The sequence below is a fragment of the Rhodococcus sp. 3258 genome, assembly GCF_031456475.1.
GTDB lineage: Bacteria > Actinomycetota > Actinomycetes > Mycobacteriales > Mycobacteriaceae > Rhodococcoides > Rhodococcoides fascians.
In genome coordinates, this window is the sequence record NZ_JAVDUT010000007.1 from 68,830 (window position 1) to 85,630 (window position 16,801).

The following is a 16,801-nucleotide window of genomic DNA, read 5'->3' on the forward strand; positions in this document are numbered from 1 at the left end:
GCTGTCGGTCGATGACCGCTCGCAAGGCAAAATGGACCGGTGCCCGAGACTCTCGACGACATCGTGACCAGGACATCGGAACTACTGGCCGAGCGCGACGTGGCCGCGTTGTCGACCCTGATGGCAGGTCTGTCCACGACGAACGCGGTCAGAATGCTCGAACGGGTCGACTCGGCGCAGCGGGCGGTTCTGTTTCGACTGTTGCCCAAGGACGAGGCCGTGGTCGTGTTCGAGCGTTTCGACGCGACCATTCGCAGCGAGCTGTTCGAAAGTTTGCGTAGCGACGACGTCATCGCCCTGTTCGAGAACCTCGACCCCGACGACCGAGTGGAACTGCTCGACGAGCTGCCCTCCAACATCGCGCATCGCATGATGCTCGGCCTATCGCCCGCACAACGGGCGCTCACTGCACCGATGCTGGGCTACGACCGCGGGTCGGTCGGCCGTCGAATGAGTCCGGAGTACGTGCGCCTACGCAACGACACGACGGCAGCCGAGGCTCTCGACGCGGTACGAAGGACCGGTCCCGACGCAGAATCGGTGTACCTGCTGCCCATCACCGACGACCGTCGTACGTTGCTCGGTGTGGTGACGCTCGCCGATCTCGCGACGGCGGATTCGACCACGCCGGTGGGAGAGCTCCATTCGTCGCACCCGGTGGTGCGGGCGGACTCGTCGGCGGAGGTCGCGGCACGTCTGTGTTTCGAGCATCGCAGTCCGGCGGTGGTGGTGGTCGACTCCGAACAGCGCCTGATCGGCATCCTCACCCTCGAGCAGTCCTCTCGCATTCTCGAGGAGGCCGAGGACGAGGACGCAGCCAGGGCGGGCGGTGCGGAACCGCTGCGTCGGCCGTACCTGTCGACGCCGGTCCTGTCCATCGTTCGTTCGCGCGTGGTCTGGCTGCTCGTGTTGGCGTTGTCGGCCATCCTCACCGTGCAGGTGCTCGAGATCTTCGAGCACGCACTGGCCGCGGTGGTGACCCTCGCGCTGTTCATTCCCCTGCTCACCGGCACTGGCGGAAACACCGGTTCGCAGGCCGCGACCACGGTGACCCGCGCGCTCGCCCTGGGTGACGTCCGCCCGCGCGACATCGCCGCTGTGCTGTTTCGCGAGGTCCGCGTCGGCGCGACGATGGGAGCGATGCTCGGGACGTTGGGGTTCGTCATCGCCGGACTCGTCTACGACTGGCACCTGGGCCTGGTCATCGGCACGACGCTGCTGTCGATATGCACGCTCGCCGCGACGGTCGGCGGTGCGATGCCGCTGATCGCCAAGAAGATCGGCGTCGACCCCGCGGTGTTCTCGACGCCCTTCATCTCGACCTTCTGCGATGCGACCGGCCTGATCGTCTACTTCCTCATCGCGAAGGCCGTACTGGGAGTCTGATCGGCCCCGCTCGTCAGCCCTTCTGGGCGTCCTCCTGCGCGGCCTGCGCCTGGGCCACCTGCTGCGGGGTGAATCGGATGAACAGTGCGGCGATCCCGGCGATCACGGCGCAGACCGCGCAACAGAACAGCGCGAACATGTACCCGGAGCTCAGTGCGTCGAGCTGACTGTCGTTCATCAGAGTCGCCGGCCCGGATATGCCGCCGAGGGACAGTGTTCGCGACGTGACCAGTGCCCCGATGACGGCCAGCGCCAGAGGACCGCCGAGGGTCTGGGCGACCAGCGAGATTGCCGTCAGCGGACCGATTTCGGTGGGGCTCACGCCCGCGATGGCGCACAGAGGCAGCGGAACGACCGTCAGACCGACGCCGAAGCCGATCCCGATCACCGGGAAGAACAACCCTGGGAAGTACGCCGAATCCGCGTCCATCGTCGTCACGGACACCAGCAGCCAGCCGACCATGATGACCGCACCACAGAGAATGAGCCAGCGCGGAGCGATCCGAGTCACCAGTTGCGACGCGAGGAACGCCGCGGCACCGAGACCGAAGGCGAACGGCACGAAAGCCAGGCCGGCATGCAGCGGGCTGTAGCCCAGAATGTCCTGCACGAACAACGCCACATATGCAGCGAGACAGAACATGACCCCGCCGGCGAAGAAGATTGCGACGAAAGTCGCCACTCGATCGCGACTGACGAACAACGAGAACGGCAGCAGCGGGTTCTCGGCCCGTCGCTCGACCAACAGGAACAATCCGAGGAACAGCAGTCCGGCGATCAACGACACGATGACGATCGGGCTAGACCAGCCCAGCTCGGTACCCTCGCTCAGCGCGAGGACCACACCCGTGCAGCCCAGGGTCGCCAGGATCGCACCCGGCACGTCCAGGGCGAGCTTCGCCCCGACGGTCTCCTGCAGCGACACGACGGCGAGCACGACGATGACGATGCCGATCGGTACGTTGATCAGGAAGATCCAACGCCACGACACCTCGGTCAGAGCGCCGCCGATGATGAGCCCGGCAATGGACCCGACACCGGTCATGGCGGCGTAGATGGCGATGGCCTGATTACGCACCGGGCCCGGAGCGAACGTCGTGGCCACCAGCGCGAAGGCCGTGGGCGACGCCACCGCGGCACCGACCCCTTGCAGTGCCCTCGCCGCAACGAGCGTGGCTTCGTTGACTGCCAGTCCGCACAACAACGAGGCAATCGTGAACAGGACGACGCCGGCGAGGAACATCTTCTTTCGCCCGAAGGCGTCGCCGAGCCTGCCGCCGAGCAACATCAGCCCACCGAATGCCAGCGCGTAGGAGGTCAACACCCAGTTGCGCCCGGCGTCGGACAGACCCAGATCGGCCTGTAGCGGAGCCAAGGCCAGGTTGGCGACGGTGCCGTCGAGAACCACCATCAGTTGCAGCCCGCTCAGGACGATGATTGCCATCCCGAACGCTCGAGTCGTCACCGGGTACTTGATCTCGGTGGCGGAGGTGTTGGACATCGATGACTCAGGCACGAGCGTTCACGTTACCGGCGTGTACAGAGAACCCGGCCACAGTGCCGATGACGACGATCGCCGGCGGCCTGATTTCGGCCTCGCGGACCGCGTCGGCGACGGTGCTCAGCGTGGCCCGAACTTCACGTTGGGTGCGCATGGTGCCCTCCTGAACGACGATGACCGGGGTGTCCGACGGGCGGCCGCCCGCCACGAGTACATCGGCGAACAGCCCGATGCGCTCGACGGCCATCAGCAACACGATTGTGCCCTTGAGCTTGGCCAACGCGTCCCAGTCGACCAGAGAATCGGGGTGATCGGGGGCCACGTGACCGCTCACGACGACGAATTCGTGGGTGACGGCGCGATGCGTCACCGGGATTCCGGCCGAGGACGGAACCGAGATCGCGCTGGTGATGCCCGGTACCACCGTAACCGGAATGCCCTCGGCGGCCAGCGCTTCGAGTTCCTCGTAACCGCGACCGAAGACGTACGGGTCACCGCCCTTGAGCCGAACCACGAACTTGCCGGCCTTGGCACCGTCGATCAGCGCCTGGTTGATGGCTTCCTGCGCCATCGCCCGGCCGTACGGAATCTTCGAGGCGTCGATGACCTCGACGTGTGGTCCGAGTTCGGCGAGCAACTCGGGTGGAGCCAGCCGATCGGCCACCACGACGTCCGCGTATGCCAGCAGTCTGCGGCCCCGGACGGTGATCAGATCCGGGTCGCCCGGACCGCCGCCCACGAGCGCGACACCGGTCAACGGCGCGTGCGCCGAGTCGGCCACGACTCCGGACTGCAGCGCTTCGACGACGGCATTGCGCACGGCGGCCGATCTGCGATGTTCGCCGCCTGCCAGCACTCCCAGCGTGAGGCCGTCCCATTCGGCCGACGCCGGAGTGACGGCTGTGCCGTCCTTGGCGATGTCGGCACGGACACAGAAAATCTTGGACGCGGTCGCTTCCGCGACAATGGCGATATTGGTCTCGGCCTCGTCGGTGCAGGCGATGGCGTACCAGGCGTCGGCCAGATCGCCGTGGCGGTAATCGCGCAGTTCGAGCGTCACCTGCCCTGCTGTCGCCATTGCCTCCACGGCCGGAGTGGCCTCGCGGGTGACCACGTGGACCACTGCTCCGGACGAGATCAACAGCGGTAGTCGACGCTGTGCGACGGTGCCGCCACCGACCACGACGACGCGCCGCCCTTCGAGATTCAGGCCGACCAGATAGGGAGAGTCAGTCGCGTTCACGAGAGGAAACGCTACCGCGCGCGCTGGACTCGCTTCTCGTCCCATACGGGCTCGGCTGCTTCGTAAACCTGCCCGGTGGCACCGAACACCAGGAATCGATCGAAACTGCGGGCGAACCACCGGTCGTGTGTCACCGCGATCACGGTGCCCTCGAATGCCGCGATGGCGTCTTCGAGCGCATCGGCCGACATCAGGTCGAGGTTGTCGGTCGGCTCGTCGAGCAGCAGCAGCGTGGCGCCGGAGAGCTCGAGCAGAAGAATTTGCACACGTGCCTGCTGCCCGCCCGACAGGTTGTCGTAGGACTGTTCGGCCGCGCGGGCCAGACCGTATCGGTCCAACGCTCGGCCGGCAGCCTCACGGCCCATGCCGTCCCGGTGCTCGTTGCCCATGTGAAGGATCTCGAGCAGCGTGTTGCCGGCAAGATCCGGACGCGTGTGCGTCTGCGCGAACAGACCGGGCCGTACCCGGGCCCCGAGTACCGCTGTCCCGGTGTGCGGAACGGGCGCGAGTGCGAGTTCCTGGACCGGCTCGTGCTCCTTCTCGGGATCGGTGCCGCCGTTGGCGAGCAGACGCAGGAAGTGCGATTTGCCCGAGCCGTTGGAACCCAATACCGCCACGCGATCGCCGTACCAGATCTCGGTGTCGAACGGTTTCATCAGGCCGGTCAGTTCCAGGGCCGTGCACACGAGCGCGCGCTTGGCCGTTCGACCACCGCGCAATCGGACGGTGACGTGCTGCTTGAGCGGCACGGCCTCGGGCGGTCCGGCCTCCTCGAATTTGGCCAGTCGCGTCTGCGATGCGTGGTAGCGGGCGGCGACGCCGTCGTTGAACTTCGCCTTCTCGCGCAGACGCAACACCAGCGCGCGCAGTTTGACCAATTCCTCGTCCCACCGCCTGCGCAGTTCGTCGAGTCGCGCGTTCCGGTCTTCCCGCGCTGCGTGATACGTCGCGAACCCACCGCCGTGCACCCACGCGGTGGCCCCGCTCACTCCCGGCTCCAGGGTCACGATCCGGTTGGCAGCGTTGGCGATGAGCTCCCGGTCGTGGCTGATGAACAGGACGGATTTGTCGGAGTCGCGAATGGTCGCTTCGAGCCAACGTTTGCCGGGCACGTCGAGGTAGTTGTCCGGCTCGTCGAGCAGCAGCAGATCGTCGGTGCCGGCGAACAACGACTCGAGCACGAGCCGCTTCTGCTCACCGCCACTGAGCGTCGAAGCCGCGCGCCACTTCGCGCGATCGAACGGCATACCGAGCGCAGCCGTGGTCACCTTGTCCCAGAACGGTTCCAGGTCGTAGCCGCCCACGTCGCCCCAATCGGACAGGGCCTGCGCGTACTTCATCTGGGTCTTCTCGTCGTCGACCTCGATCATCGTGTTCTCGGCGGCGTCGAGCGCAGCAGCTGCGGACCGTACGGCTGGGGACGCGACCGACAGCAACAGGTCACGCACCGTCGAGTCGTCTCGCAGTTGCCCGACGAACTGCCGCATCACCCCGAGCGAACCGGAGCTCGACACCGCGCCCTCGTCGGGAGCCTCGTCGCCCGCCACGATGCGCGTCAACGTCGTCTTACCGGTTCCGTTGGGCCCGATCAGTGCGGTCTTGGCACCGTCGCCCACCCGGAAGCCGACGCCGTTGAGCAGCTGCCGTCCGTCGGGCAGGAAGTACACGATGTCGTTGAGTTCGAGATGGGCCACAACGAACCAGCCAACCCCATCAGCCCCTCGATGGCCAATCGTTTTCACCCGAGCATGGCGGGGATGCCTGCTCTAGGCGAGCGCCAGGCTGGACGTTCGTGTCAGGACCTGCTTCCCGGCGTCGTCGACGTGGGCATGGTGGACCTGCAGTCGCGCCGAGTCGCCGTGCAGGGTCAGCAGCATGACCCCGTTGTCGAACCACGGGCCCGCCTCGGCTTGCCACTCGACACCCGACGGGCCCACGTGGGCGGCCCGCGCGAGCTTCGACAGGATCCTCGCCGCCGGGCGTTTGACGGCCAGTTTGTTGACCGCGCGGATCGGCAGATTCAGCGGATTGCGGAACGGAGACATCGTCAGCTGATACGTCGCAGGCACGTCGCGCCCGCCGACACCGAAGTCGGCGTTGGCGACGTACGAGCAGTGCACGTCTCCCGAGAGCCACATGATCGACGCGGGCTTGTCGTCACCGCGCGAGAGCTCACGCGTCAGGGCAGCCATGTCGTTGAACGAGTTGGTGAATGCGGCCCAGTGCTCGAGGTCGAGTCCGATTCGCATCTTTTCGGCCACCTTGGCCGACCTCGGCCCCCAACTCCCCTGTGCCACAGCCTCGTTCCACTGTTCGAGATGATGCAGTGCCGGCAGCATCAGGTACGGCAGTGACGATCCGAACAGCAGATGCCGGGGCGTCGTCTCGAGTGCGCGCTCGCGGACCCACGCCCATTCCTTCTCGTCGACCATTTCGCGGTTCTCGGGGTCGAGATTTCGTGAGCAGCGTGAGTCGATCATGATCAGACGGGTGTCGCCGAAATCTCGATAGAAGCTCCACCGGCCGGTCTCGGGGGCTCGATCGACACGTAACGCGAAGTCGGCCAACAGTTTCTCGCGATCCGCGTCGGTCTCGGCGGAGCGAACGGCGGCGTACATCTCGTCCCCCGCCAGTTCTTTCGGCGAGAGATTGCCCAGATGTTGATACACCCAGTACGACGAGTACGCCCCGATCACGCGGTCGTTCCACCACGGCCGGGTCTCGATGTCACGACGCCAGGAGGCCGACGAATTCCAGTCGTCGCGCAGATCGTGATCGTCGAGAATCATGCACGACGGGATGCTCGCCAACAGCGTCCGCACCGGCTCGAGTCCCCACGATTCCCGATAGAGCCACGAGTACTCCTCGAAGTCGCAGATCTCGTTCTCCGCGTCGGTGCCGATGGCACTGGTCGGTCCCTCTCCCGACTCCCGTCGCGCCTGCAGTCGTTCGACTATCTCGGGCGACGGGTCGTCGGCGTACACCTGGTCACCCAGAAGCAACAGGGCCTGGGGCCACTGGCCCGGATCCTGCTCGATGAGGGCAGATCCGAGCCCGGCGAGTGCATCGGCACCGATCGTCTTCAGAGACTTCGCGCTGTAATCGTCGCCGCGCCGACAAGACCCGAACGCAAGCGTGACCGGCCCCGCTGCGTCCACGGTGTGGATGCTGGCTCGCTTGCCGTCCTCCGGCCACACCCTGTGCTCGTCGACGAACACCTCGTAGCTCACCGGCGCGTTGGCGGGCAGGCCCTCGAGTGGAACGAGCGCGAAGTGGTGACCGCGCACTCCCCACGTTCGTTCCGATGCTCGGACGCCGACATCGGTGACGACGGTGACGGTGCACGGGTGCGCCATCTCGAACCACAGGGTCGCGGTCTCGGTGCCGACATAACGAACGATCGGGCCGAGTAGAACCAGACTGTCGGAACTCATTCGACCCACAGTGCCCTCGTCGGCTCGCTTTCGCCAGTCAGTGCGGCAGATCCGCCGGTTCTTCGTCCGTCGCGGCCACCGCGACGACCACGGTGGCCCCGACTGCCTTCGGAACCAGCAGCCGCCGCGCCGAGCCGGCCAACAGAGCCGACGCTTCCGCGACGCTGGCAGTACCGACTGCGTCTCGCACCCGGTCCGACCCGGATTCGGTGACGACTGCAGACAGGTCCGACGCCGAGAACGTCGCTCCTCGAACACCCATTCTCGACGCGATCGCTGCCACCAGTTCTGCTTTTCGGTCGATCGATGCGATGCTCACCACCGACCAGTTCTCGTGCATCACCTCGGTGATCGCCTGCAGTACCTCGTCGGGTCCGACCCCGGCTCGGGCACCGATTCCGATGACGACGCCATGCTTCACACGCACGCGTAATCGTGTGCGGCAGAAACGAATCGCGTGATGGACTCGGGGTTCCCCGCCGCGTGTGTGTGCAGATACGACGCGTGGACACCACCCTGCACGAAACCCTCGCGTGCGGCGGTTCTGCCGTCGACCCCGTGCTTGTGCCAACCCCACGCCGCCGGTGCGCTCTCTCGGACGTCCACCAGTTTCGTTCGGTGGAATTCGTGGCCGGTGACGCGACTACCCGCGTCGAACAGCGTCGACGATTCGAGGGCGACGGCATCGCGGTACCCGAGGGTGAGCGTGTTCCCGAATTCCGCGTCGACGTCGACTACTCCGGCCATGGCGTGGCCGTCCAATCTCCGTGCGAGATAGAGCAACCCGGCGCATTCGGCATGTATGGGCAATCCGCGGGCTGCCGCTGTCCTGATATCGGCGAGTAGCACTTCGTTCGCCGCGAGGGCGGCGGCATGTTCTTCCGGGAACCCGCCGGGAAGTACCACTCCTGCTGTGCCCGAGGGTAATCCGTCGCGCAGCGGATCGAAGACCGCAACATCTGCGCCGGCGGCCCGGAGCAGTTCGACGTGCTCGGTGTAGCCGAAGGTGAACGCCGGGCCGCCGGCGACAGCGATCACCGGTGCGCCACCGGACGGTCTGACCTCGAGCGCAGGGTTCCAGGCCGGGACGGGCACCGACGAACGCGCCAGCGCCTCGACCGCCTCGATGTCCACGAACTGTGCGACCAATGCACTCATCGCGTCGACCGCATCGGTAGCGGCACCGCCGTGCTCCACCGCGGTGATAAGCCCCAGATGCCGTGACGGAACGACCAATTCACTCATCCTCGGCAGGGAGCCCAGAACCGGAACACCCACTCGTTCGCAGGCCTGACGGAGCACCTGTTCGTGCCGATCACTGCCGACGCGGTTGAGGATCACACCGCCGATCCGCACACTCGAGTCGTAGGTGGAAAATCCGTGCAGCACGGCGGCGAGGGATTGACTGTGCCCGCGTGCGTCCACCACGAGCACCACCGGCGCGCCGAGCATGGCCGCCACTCGCGCGGTCGAGCCTTCGGCGGACGCCTCCCCCGGACCGGTCATGTCGATCTTGCCGTCGAACAGGCCCATGACGCCTTCGACCACTGCGATGTCGCAGCCGCTGCTGCCGTGTAGAAACAGTGGGCCGATGCGGTCGGCACCGACCATGACCGCGTCGAGATTTCGACCGGGCAGGCCCGCGGCGAGCGAGTGGTAACCGGGATCGATGTAGTCCGGGCCGACCTTGAACGGAGCGACCCGACGGCCGGCACCGCGCAGGGCACCCATCAGTCCGGTGGCGACCGTCGTCTTTCCGCTGCCCGACGCGGGTGCCGCGATCACCACGGCCGGACACGACCGGTTCACCATTCGATGCCCCGCTGCCCTTTTCGACCCGCATCCATCGGGTGCTTCACCTTGGTCATCTCGGTGACGAGGTCGGCGGCCGCGATCAACTCCGGCGGAGCGTCGCGGCCGGTGATGACGACATGTTGGTTGCCCGGCCGATGTGTCAGCACCTCGACCACCTCCGCGACGTCGACCCAGCCCCACTTGAGTGGATAGGTGAATTCGTCCAACACGTAGAAGCGATGGGATTGCTGCTCGATGCGCCGTGCGATCTCACGCCAGCCTTCGGCCGCGGCGTCGGCGTGGTCGACCTCGCTGCCCTTCTTGCGAGTCCACGACCACCCCTCGCCCATCTTGTGCCATTCGACAGCGCCGCCGATTCCGCTGCTCTCGTGCGCGTCGCCCAGAGCACGAAATGCCGCTTCCTCGCCCACCTTCCACTTCGCACTCTTGACGAACTGGAACACGCCGACGTCGAAACCCTGGTTCCAGGCCCGCAACGCCATTCCGAACGCAGCGGTCGATTTCCCTTTACCGGGACCGGTGTGGACGGCGAGCACCGGCAGATTGCGGCGCTGACGCGTCGTGAGGCCGTCCTCCGGAACGGTTCCCGGAGCAGGTACTCCCTGTGGCATCGCGTGTCCCCCTACGCCGCTGCGCGAACGACGGCGGTGACCTGCTCGGCCGACAGGTCCGCGAGCGCCACGTATCCGCCTCCGAGACAGCCGGCGAAGTCCGCGGCCAATCCCAGGCGCACCATGCCCGACTCGCAGTCGACGACGACCGACGCGATCTTGTCCGCAGCGATGCGGCCGGCGGCGATTCGCGCCCGACCGACGGGATCGGTGCCGCCCGTGGCACGCCCATCCGTCAGAGCGACCACCAACGCGCGCCGCAGCGGGTCTCGAACCTTCTCGCGCAGCACCAACTCCCGCGCGGTCAGGAATCCCTGCGCCAACGGAGACTTGCCCCCGGTCTTCATCTTTCGCAACCGCGTCACAGCGACATCGACCGAGGACGTCGGCGGCAGTACTGTCTCGGCCTCGGTGCCGCGCACGGTGATGACCGCGACCTTGTCGCGCCGTTGATAGGCGTCACGGAGCAGCGAGAGCACCGCACCCGTCACCGCCGACAGTCGATCTCGCGCAGCCATGGATCCCGACGCGTCGACGACGAAGACGATGAGGTTGCCCTCGCGTCCCTCCTTGACGGCTCCGCGCAGGTCCTCGGGTGCCAGTCGCAGCCGCCCGGACGTGCGCCCACGCACCACCTGCTGCTCGGCTGCCGCGAACAACGTACCGATCAGATGCAGACCCCGGCCCGGTTCGACGGTGGGACGAACCGACCGTCCGTACGAGGACCTCGACCGCGAGCGCCTACCCGGAGCACCTTCACCGACCCCCGGGAGTTCGATGAGCCGCGCCTTGAACTGCGCGCCCGGCGTTCCCGCCTGCCGATCGCTGCCCGCACCGGTCGGGGCCTTGTCCTGGCTGTCGGCCGGTTCCTGCGGCGCGTCGGATTCCGTACTCGACGGCGCGTCGGAATTTTCCGCCGCGTCGGGCTTCGGTGCTCCGCCGTCACCGTCGGGATCCGGTTCCGGCTCGGGATCGGGTTGCTGCTCGGCCTGTTCGGCGGCGTCGCGCATGGCGTCGTCGAGCTGCTTGTCGTCTATACCCGGCTCGTCGAAGGGGTCGCGTCGACGCCTGTGCGGTAGCGCCAATTCGGCCGCGACGCGCACGTCCTCCTCGGCCACCTCGCTCGCACCTCGCCACGCAGCGTGGGCCGAGGCCGTACGCGCGACCACCAGGTCTGCGCGCATACCGTCGACGTCGAACGATGCGCACAGCGCGGCGATGCGCCGAAGTTCCTTGTCGCTCAACACCACATCGTCGAGGATCGTGCGTGCGGCCACGATCTGCGCTGCAACGGCGGCGTCCTCGTCGACGTACGCGGCCGCGAACGCGTGGGGATCACGCTCGTAGTTCATACGCCTGCGCACGACGTTCATGCGCACGTCCACATCACGCGACGCGGTGACCTCGACCGCCAGACCGAATCGGTCGAGCAACTGTGGCCGGAGCTCTCCCTCCTCGGGATTCATCGTGCCCACGAGGACGAATTGTGCTGGGTGAGAATGCGATACGCCGTCTCGTTCGACATGTACGCGACCCATCGCCGCCGCGTCGAGCAGGACGTCCACAAGATGGTCGTGCAACAGGTTCACTTCGTCGACGTAGAGCACGCCGCGGTGTGCTGCTGCGAGCAGGCCGGGTTGGAATGCTCGTTCCCCGTCGCGCAGTACCTTCTCGAGATCGATGGACCCCACCACGCGGTCCTCGGTCGCTCCCACCGGAAGCTCGACCAGCTTGGCCGGGCGGGCACCGTCCTCGTCCTCGACGGCCGGCAGCAGAGTTGCGAGCGCGCGAACCACCGTCGATTTCGCGGTCCCCTTCTCGCCGCGCACCAGCACACCGCCGATACCGGGGTGCACCGCGCACAGGATCAACGACAACCGCAGCTGATCCTGACCGACGATCGCACTGAACGGATACCCCGGTTCGGGGACACTGCTCTCTCGCTGCACAACCAATTCCCTTCGTGCTCGGAGTTCCGCGCCGAGCGTTCGGTGGACTACACGAAGCCGGGCGGCGATCTGGCTGACAGGAGAACACTCCTGATCACAGTGGCGGGACCGCGCCTGATTCTCACAGGACTTCTCCGCACTCGACTTCGAACGGAACACTACCGCCGAACGAACGAATGCCACACACGCCTGGACGTGTGTGGCATTCGTAGCCTCGGATCCGAACGGGCTGTTACGCCTCGCTCCAGGCGGTGCCGCCACCGCGACGCATCGGAGTATGCGGAATACCGTCCTCGAGCACTTCCTCGCCGTCGGGCAGGAAGCCGTGCTTGGCGTACATGTCGACGAGGTAGCTCTGCGCGTTGATCCGGCACGGTGCCGAACCGACCTCGGCCAGGGCGGCCCGCAGAATTCGCGTGGTGTGTCCCTGTCCCCTGGCCGAACGCTGGGTGCACAAGCGGCCGATACGGAACGCCTTCTCGCCGTCGTCGTGCTCCTCGAGCAGACGCAGAGTGCACACCACTTCGCCGTCTCGTTCGAGCCAGAAGTGCCGCGTCTCGGTCAGCAGGTCACGTCCGTCCAACTCCGGATAGGCGCAGGCCTGCTCGACCACGAACACCTCGACACGCAGCTTCAACAGGTCGTACAACGTGCTGTTGGACAGGTCTAGTGCCCACGATCGTTTGAGAGCTGCTGCTTGCGTATTCATACCTTTTGCTATCACACACCCGTGGGCTGTGCGAGCTCACGCGAACTTTCCAGCTCCAGTGTCTTCGAGGTCCAGGCCCAGACCTCGTCGAACAGCGAGCTGTTCTGAGCCAGTTTGACCCCCAGGGACGGGACCATTTCCTTGAGCTTGGGCTGCCACGCGTCGTACTTGTCTCCGAAGCACCGCTGCAGCACGTCCAGCATGGCCGGTACGGCTGTCGATGCGCCGGGAGAGGCACCGAGCAGGCCCGCGATGCTGCCGTCAGCAGCGTTGACCACAGCGGTACCGAATTCGAGAACGCCGCCGCGTCCCTTCTTCCGGATCACCTGCACACGCTGACCGGCCGTGACCAGCTCCCAGTCCTTGGCGACGACGGTCGGCGCGAACTCCCGCAGAGTCTCGACCCGATCGGCCTGCGACTGAGCCAACTCGCTCACCAGGTACTTCACGAGCCCGAGCTCGGTCACGCCGACGCCGAGCATCGACATCAGGTTGCCCGGCTTGACCGAGCCGGGCAGATCGGTGATCTTGCCCTGCTTGAGGAACTTCGGTGACCATCCCGCGTACGGTCCGAACAACAATCCCTGCTGGCCGTTGATGACGCGCGTGTCGAGGTGCGGAACCGACATCGGCGGTGCTCCCACCGAGGCCTTTCCGTACACCTTGGCCGAGTGTTGCTCGATCAGCTCGGGGTTGGTGCACCGCAGCCATTCGCCGCTGACGGGGAACCCGCCGAAGCCCTTGATCTCGGCGATGCCCGACTTCTGCAGCAGGTGCAGCGCGCCGCCGCCCGCCCCGACGAACACGAACTTGGCGTTGACGGTCTTCTTGGCACCGGTGCGCTGGTTCGCCACCTTGACGTCCCACGTGCCGTCGGACTGCTTGGTGATGTTGCGCACATCGTGCCCGAAGTGCACGGTGCCACCCGCAGCGGACAGGTAGTTCAGCAGCTGCTTGGTGAGCGCACCGAAGTCGACGTCGGTGCCTTCCTGACTCCAGTTGAGCGCAACCGGATCGGAGAAGTCACGGCCACGAGCCATCAGCGGCAGTCGCGCGGTGAACTCGTCCTTGGAATCGATGTACTCCATGCCGGCGAACAAGGGGTTGCCGACGAGCGCCTCGTAGCGCGCCCGCAGGTACTTCACGTTGTCCTCGCCGTGCACGAAGCTCACGTGCGGGATCGGATTGATGAAGTTCTTGGCGTCGGAGAGGACGCCGGTCTCGATGCCGTGGGCCCAGAACTGCCGCGAGACCTGGAACTGCTCGTTGACGTTGAGCGCCTTGGCGATATCGACGCTGCCGTCCTTGTTCTGCGGCGTGTAATTGAGCTCGCAGAGCGCCGAATGCCCGGTGCCCGCGTTGTTCCACGCGTCGCTGCTCTCGGCCGCTGCGGCGTCGAGACGTTCGTAGACGTCGATCGACCAGTTCGGCTCGAGCTGACGGAGCAGCGCACCGAGGGTGGCGCTCATGATTCCGGCACCGACCAGAACGACGTCGGTCTTGATCCGCTTACCCTGCTCATCTGTGGACACTGGAGAATCGACTTCCTTGTCTGTAAAGGTCTCGGCCGGTGGCGGTATCGGTCCGAGAACTCTTCTGTAGAGGGTTACTCACCCGATGCGGTCAGGTTACTAGCTGGGCCTACCCCATCGGACACCACGTCAACCTGCTCTCGATTGTGCTCCTCGGACGCTGTCGGCGGCGCCCACTACAGTTGTGATCTGTGACTACCTGGGTTCCCGATGTCCTCGGCGACGGCTACGAACAGACGACCATCCCACTCGGAGACGATCCGGACGGCGAGGGCCAGGTCGAGGCCACTCTGGTGCGGTATCAACCGCCGGGTGTCGCCAACTTCGACCGCGCGGTGATCTACGTCCACGGATTCACCGACTACTTCTTCCAGCGACACATCGCCGAGCATTTCGCCGAGAAGGGATACGCGTTCTACGCGCTCGACCTGCGCAAGTGCGGACGATCGCGCCGTGAGGGCCAGACCGCACACTTCGTGACCGATCTGGCGATGTACGACGCCGAGCTGAACGAGGCGCTGAGCCTGGTCCGCGCCGAGCGCGCGGACGCGCCGGTGCTGCTGATGGCGCACTCCACCGGTGGCCTCGTGTTGCCGCTGTGGCTCAACCGTCTCAACCGTCAGGAGGGCGGCTCGTCCGGGTTGGGCCTGGCAGGCGTCGTCCTCAACAGCCCCTGGTTCGACCTGCAGGGCCCGCCGGCGATACGTAGCGTCGGTACCGCGGCGATCGACGTGATCGGCAGATTTCGGGCCAAGACCCCGGTTCCCGGGGGCGGCTTGGATACCTACGGCCTTTCCCTCGCGGCATCGGAGCAGGGCGAGTGGGATTACGACCTGGACTGGAAACCCCTCGCCGGCTTCCCCATCACCTTCGGCTGGATCCGTGCGGTCCGGCACGGGCATGCCGAGCTGCACCGCGGCCTCGATATCGGAATTCCGTCGTTGATCCTTCGCTCGAAGGTGACGCATTTCTCCCGCCGCTACAGCTCGGCCGTCGACGCGGCCGATGCCGTTCTCGATGTCCGGCAAATCGCCCGTTGGGCCGGCTGCCTGGGTGATCGAACCTCGATCGTCCCCATCGAGGGCGCACGCCACGACGTCTTCCTGTCCACCGAGGGCCCTCGCTCACGGGCCTTCGAGGAAATGGACGAATGGCTCGAGTGGTTGCACCGGGGAGAGAAGACCGACCACGCGTCGGGCAAGGACCACACCGAGATCGGACACATTTCATGACAGAACATTTCGACGTCGTCATCATCGGCTCGGGCTCGGGAAACTCGATCGTCGATCAGAGGTTCGACGACAAGAAGGTCGCCCTGATCGAGGAGAATGCGACGTTCGGCGGTACGTGCCTCAACGTCGGCTGCATCCCCACCAAGATGTACGTGTACGCGGCCGAGGTGGCTCGTACGGTGCGAGATTCCTCCAAGTACGGCATCGATGCGCACGTCGACACGGTCCGCTGGCCGGACATCGTCGAGCGGGTCTTCGGACGTATCGACCCCATCTCCGAGGGCGGCAAGCGATACCGCGCCGAGGGCAGCCCCAACGTCACGCTGTTCGAGGGTCACGCACGCTTCGTCGCCCCGCGCACCATCGACACCGGAACCGGTACGACCATCACGGCGGACCAGATCGTCATCGCGGCCGGCTCACGTCCCACCGTGCCGCAATCGATCGAAGATTCCGGTGTCACCTACCACACCAACAACGACGTCATGCGCCTACCGGCACTGCCCGAACACCTCGTGATCCTCGGATCCGGTTACATCGCAGCCGAATTCGCGCACGTGTTCTCCGCACTCGGATCGAAGGTATCGATCGTCGCCCGTAAGGATTCACTGCTGCGCGCGTTGGATGCCGATATCGCGAAACGATTCACCGAGCTCGCCCGGGCCAAGTGGGACGTTCACCTCGATTCCGGTGACACGCGCGGGATTTCCGAGGGCGGACTGCACGGCGTCGAACTTGCGGACGGCACCAAGGTCCTCGGAGACGCGTTTCTCGTGGCCGTCGGCCGGCAGCCCAACGGCGACCGACTGAATCTCGGTGCTGCTGGGATCGAGCTGGACGACGAGGGCCGCATCACGGTCGACGAGTTCGGCCGCACCACCGCCGAGGGCGTGTTCGCACTGGGCGACGTCTCCTCGCCGTATCAGCTCAAGCATGTGGCGAATCAGGAAGCGCGCGTGGTCCAGTACAACCTGTTGCAGGACGCCTGGCACGGCGACACGTCGGCGTTGCGTACCTACGATCACCGATTCGTTCCCGCTGCCGTGTTCACCGACCCGCAGATCGCGGAGGTGGGGATGACCGAGGAACAGGCCCGAGACGCAGGGCTCGACATCACGGTGAAGGTTCAGAACTACGGCGACGTCGCCTTCGGCTGGGCGATGGAGGACAGCGAGGGGCTGTGCAAGATCATCGCCGAGAAGGGCACCGGCAAGATACTCGGGGCCCACATCATCGGAGCTCAGGCCCCCACGCTCATCCAGCCGCTCATCCAGGCGATGAGCTTCGGGTTATCCGCCCAGGACATGGCCCGCGGTCAGTACTGGATTCATCCGGGACTGCCCGAGGTGGTCGAGAACGCGCTCCTGGGCCTCGAACTGTAGTTTTCGG

Annotated in this window: 13 protein-coding genes and 1 riboswitch; of the genes, 3 read left to right on the plus strand and 10 right to left on the minus strand. The window is 66.0% G+C overall.

The features are described 5' to 3' along the window. Positions 1-39 precede the first annotated feature (39 nt). The gene (mgtE, locus tag J2X62_RS20170; RefSeq protein ID WP_051365126.1) at positions 40-1,386 is read left to right on the plus strand and encodes a magnesium transporter; all 1,347 of its coding nucleotides are present in this window, start codon (positions 40-42) and stop codon (positions 1,384-1,386) included. 13 nt (positions 1,387-1,399) lie between these two features. Here the strand turns inward: mgtE and J2X62_RS20175 are convergent, their stop codons facing one another. The 10 genes from J2X62_RS20175 to mqo all read right to left on the minus strand — a co-directional run bounded on the left by J2X62_RS20175 (position 1,400) and on the right by mqo (position 14,180). After that, complete coding sequence (locus tag J2X62_RS20175; protein WP_032366427.1) at positions 1,400-2,887, minus strand: MFS transporter; 1,488 nt, start codon at positions 2,885-2,887, stop codon at positions 1,400-1,402. A 7-nt stretch (positions 2,888-2,894) separates the two neighbouring features. Beyond that, positions 2,895-4,130 (minus strand): uroporphyrinogen-III C-methyltransferase, encoded by a 1,236-nt coding sequence (gene cobA / locus J2X62_RS20180; protein WP_027496733.1) that lies wholly within the window; start codon positions 4,128-4,130, stop codon positions 2,895-2,897. An 11-nt stretch (positions 4,131-4,141) separates the two neighbouring features. After that, the gene (locus tag J2X62_RS20185) at positions 4,142-5,824 is read right to left on the minus strand and encodes an ATP-binding cassette domain-containing protein (protein WP_032366426.1); all 1,683 of its coding nucleotides are present in this window, start codon (positions 5,822-5,824) and stop codon (positions 4,142-4,144) included. A gap of 72 nt (positions 5,825-5,896) precedes the next feature. Then, on the minus strand, positions 5,897-7,564 hold the full coding sequence (locus J2X62_RS20190; RefSeq protein ID WP_310182908.1) for an alkaline phosphatase D family protein: 1,668 nt from the start codon (positions 7,562-7,564) through the stop codon (positions 5,897-5,899). Positions 7,565-7,601: 37 nt separating this feature from the next. Beyond that, positions 7,602-7,991 (minus strand): cobalamin biosynthesis protein, encoded by a 390-nt coding sequence (locus J2X62_RS20195; RefSeq protein ID WP_196251023.1) that lies wholly within the window; start codon positions 7,989-7,991, stop codon positions 7,602-7,604. Continuing rightward, a complete protein-coding gene (locus J2X62_RS20200; RefSeq protein WP_032366424.1) occupies positions 7,982-9,376 on the minus strand; it encodes a cobyrinate a,c-diamide synthase in 1,395 nt (464 codons plus the stop codon). Before J2X62_RS20200 ends, J2X62_RS20195 begins: the two co-directional genes overlap by 10 nt. Beyond that, a complete protein-coding gene (cobO, locus tag J2X62_RS20205; protein WP_032370801.1) occupies positions 9,370-9,990 on the minus strand; it encodes a cob(I)yrinic acid a,c-diamide adenosyltransferase in 621 nt (206 codons plus the stop codon). The genes J2X62_RS20200 and cobO overlap by 7 nt, the downstream gene beginning before the upstream one ends. An 11-nt stretch (positions 9,991-10,001) precedes the next feature. Beyond that, on the minus strand, positions 10,002-11,939 hold the full coding sequence (locus J2X62_RS20210) for a magnesium chelatase subunit D family protein (RefSeq protein ID WP_032387236.1): 1,938 nt from the start codon (positions 11,937-11,939) through the stop codon (positions 10,002-10,004). A 45-nt stretch (positions 11,940-11,984) separates the two neighbouring features. After that, positions 11,985-12,120, minus strand: a riboswitch (cobalamin riboswitch). A 51-nt stretch (positions 12,121-12,171) separates the two neighbouring features. Further along, positions 12,172-12,648, minus strand: a complete 477-nt coding sequence (locus J2X62_RS20215; RefSeq protein WP_027496727.1) for a GNAT family N-acetyltransferase — start codon at positions 12,646-12,648, stop codon at positions 12,172-12,174. 11 nt (positions 12,649-12,659) lie between these two features. Beyond that, entirely contained in the window at positions 12,660-14,180 is a 1,521-nt protein-coding gene (gene mqo, locus J2X62_RS20220; RefSeq protein WP_032366421.1) for a malate dehydrogenase (quinone), read from the minus strand. A 191-nt stretch (positions 14,181-14,371) separates the two neighbouring features. Here mqo and J2X62_RS20225 point away from each other — a divergent pair, with 191 nt between their 5' ends. Both J2X62_RS20225 and mtr read left to right on the plus strand, forming a co-directional pair. Next, positions 14,372-15,412 carry an alpha/beta hydrolase gene (locus J2X62_RS20225; protein ID WP_027496725.1) on the plus strand — a complete coding sequence of 347 codons (1,041 nt, stop codon included), beginning with the start codon at positions 14,372-14,374 and terminating at the stop codon, positions 15,410-15,412. Continuing rightward, the gene (gene mtr, locus J2X62_RS20230; protein ID WP_032387235.1) at positions 15,409-16,794 is read left to right on the plus strand and encodes a mycothione reductase; all 1,386 of its coding nucleotides are present in this window, start codon (positions 15,409-15,411) and stop codon (positions 16,792-16,794) included. The genes J2X62_RS20225 and mtr overlap by 4 nt, the downstream gene beginning before the upstream one ends. Positions 16,795-16,801: the final 7 nt, after the last annotated feature.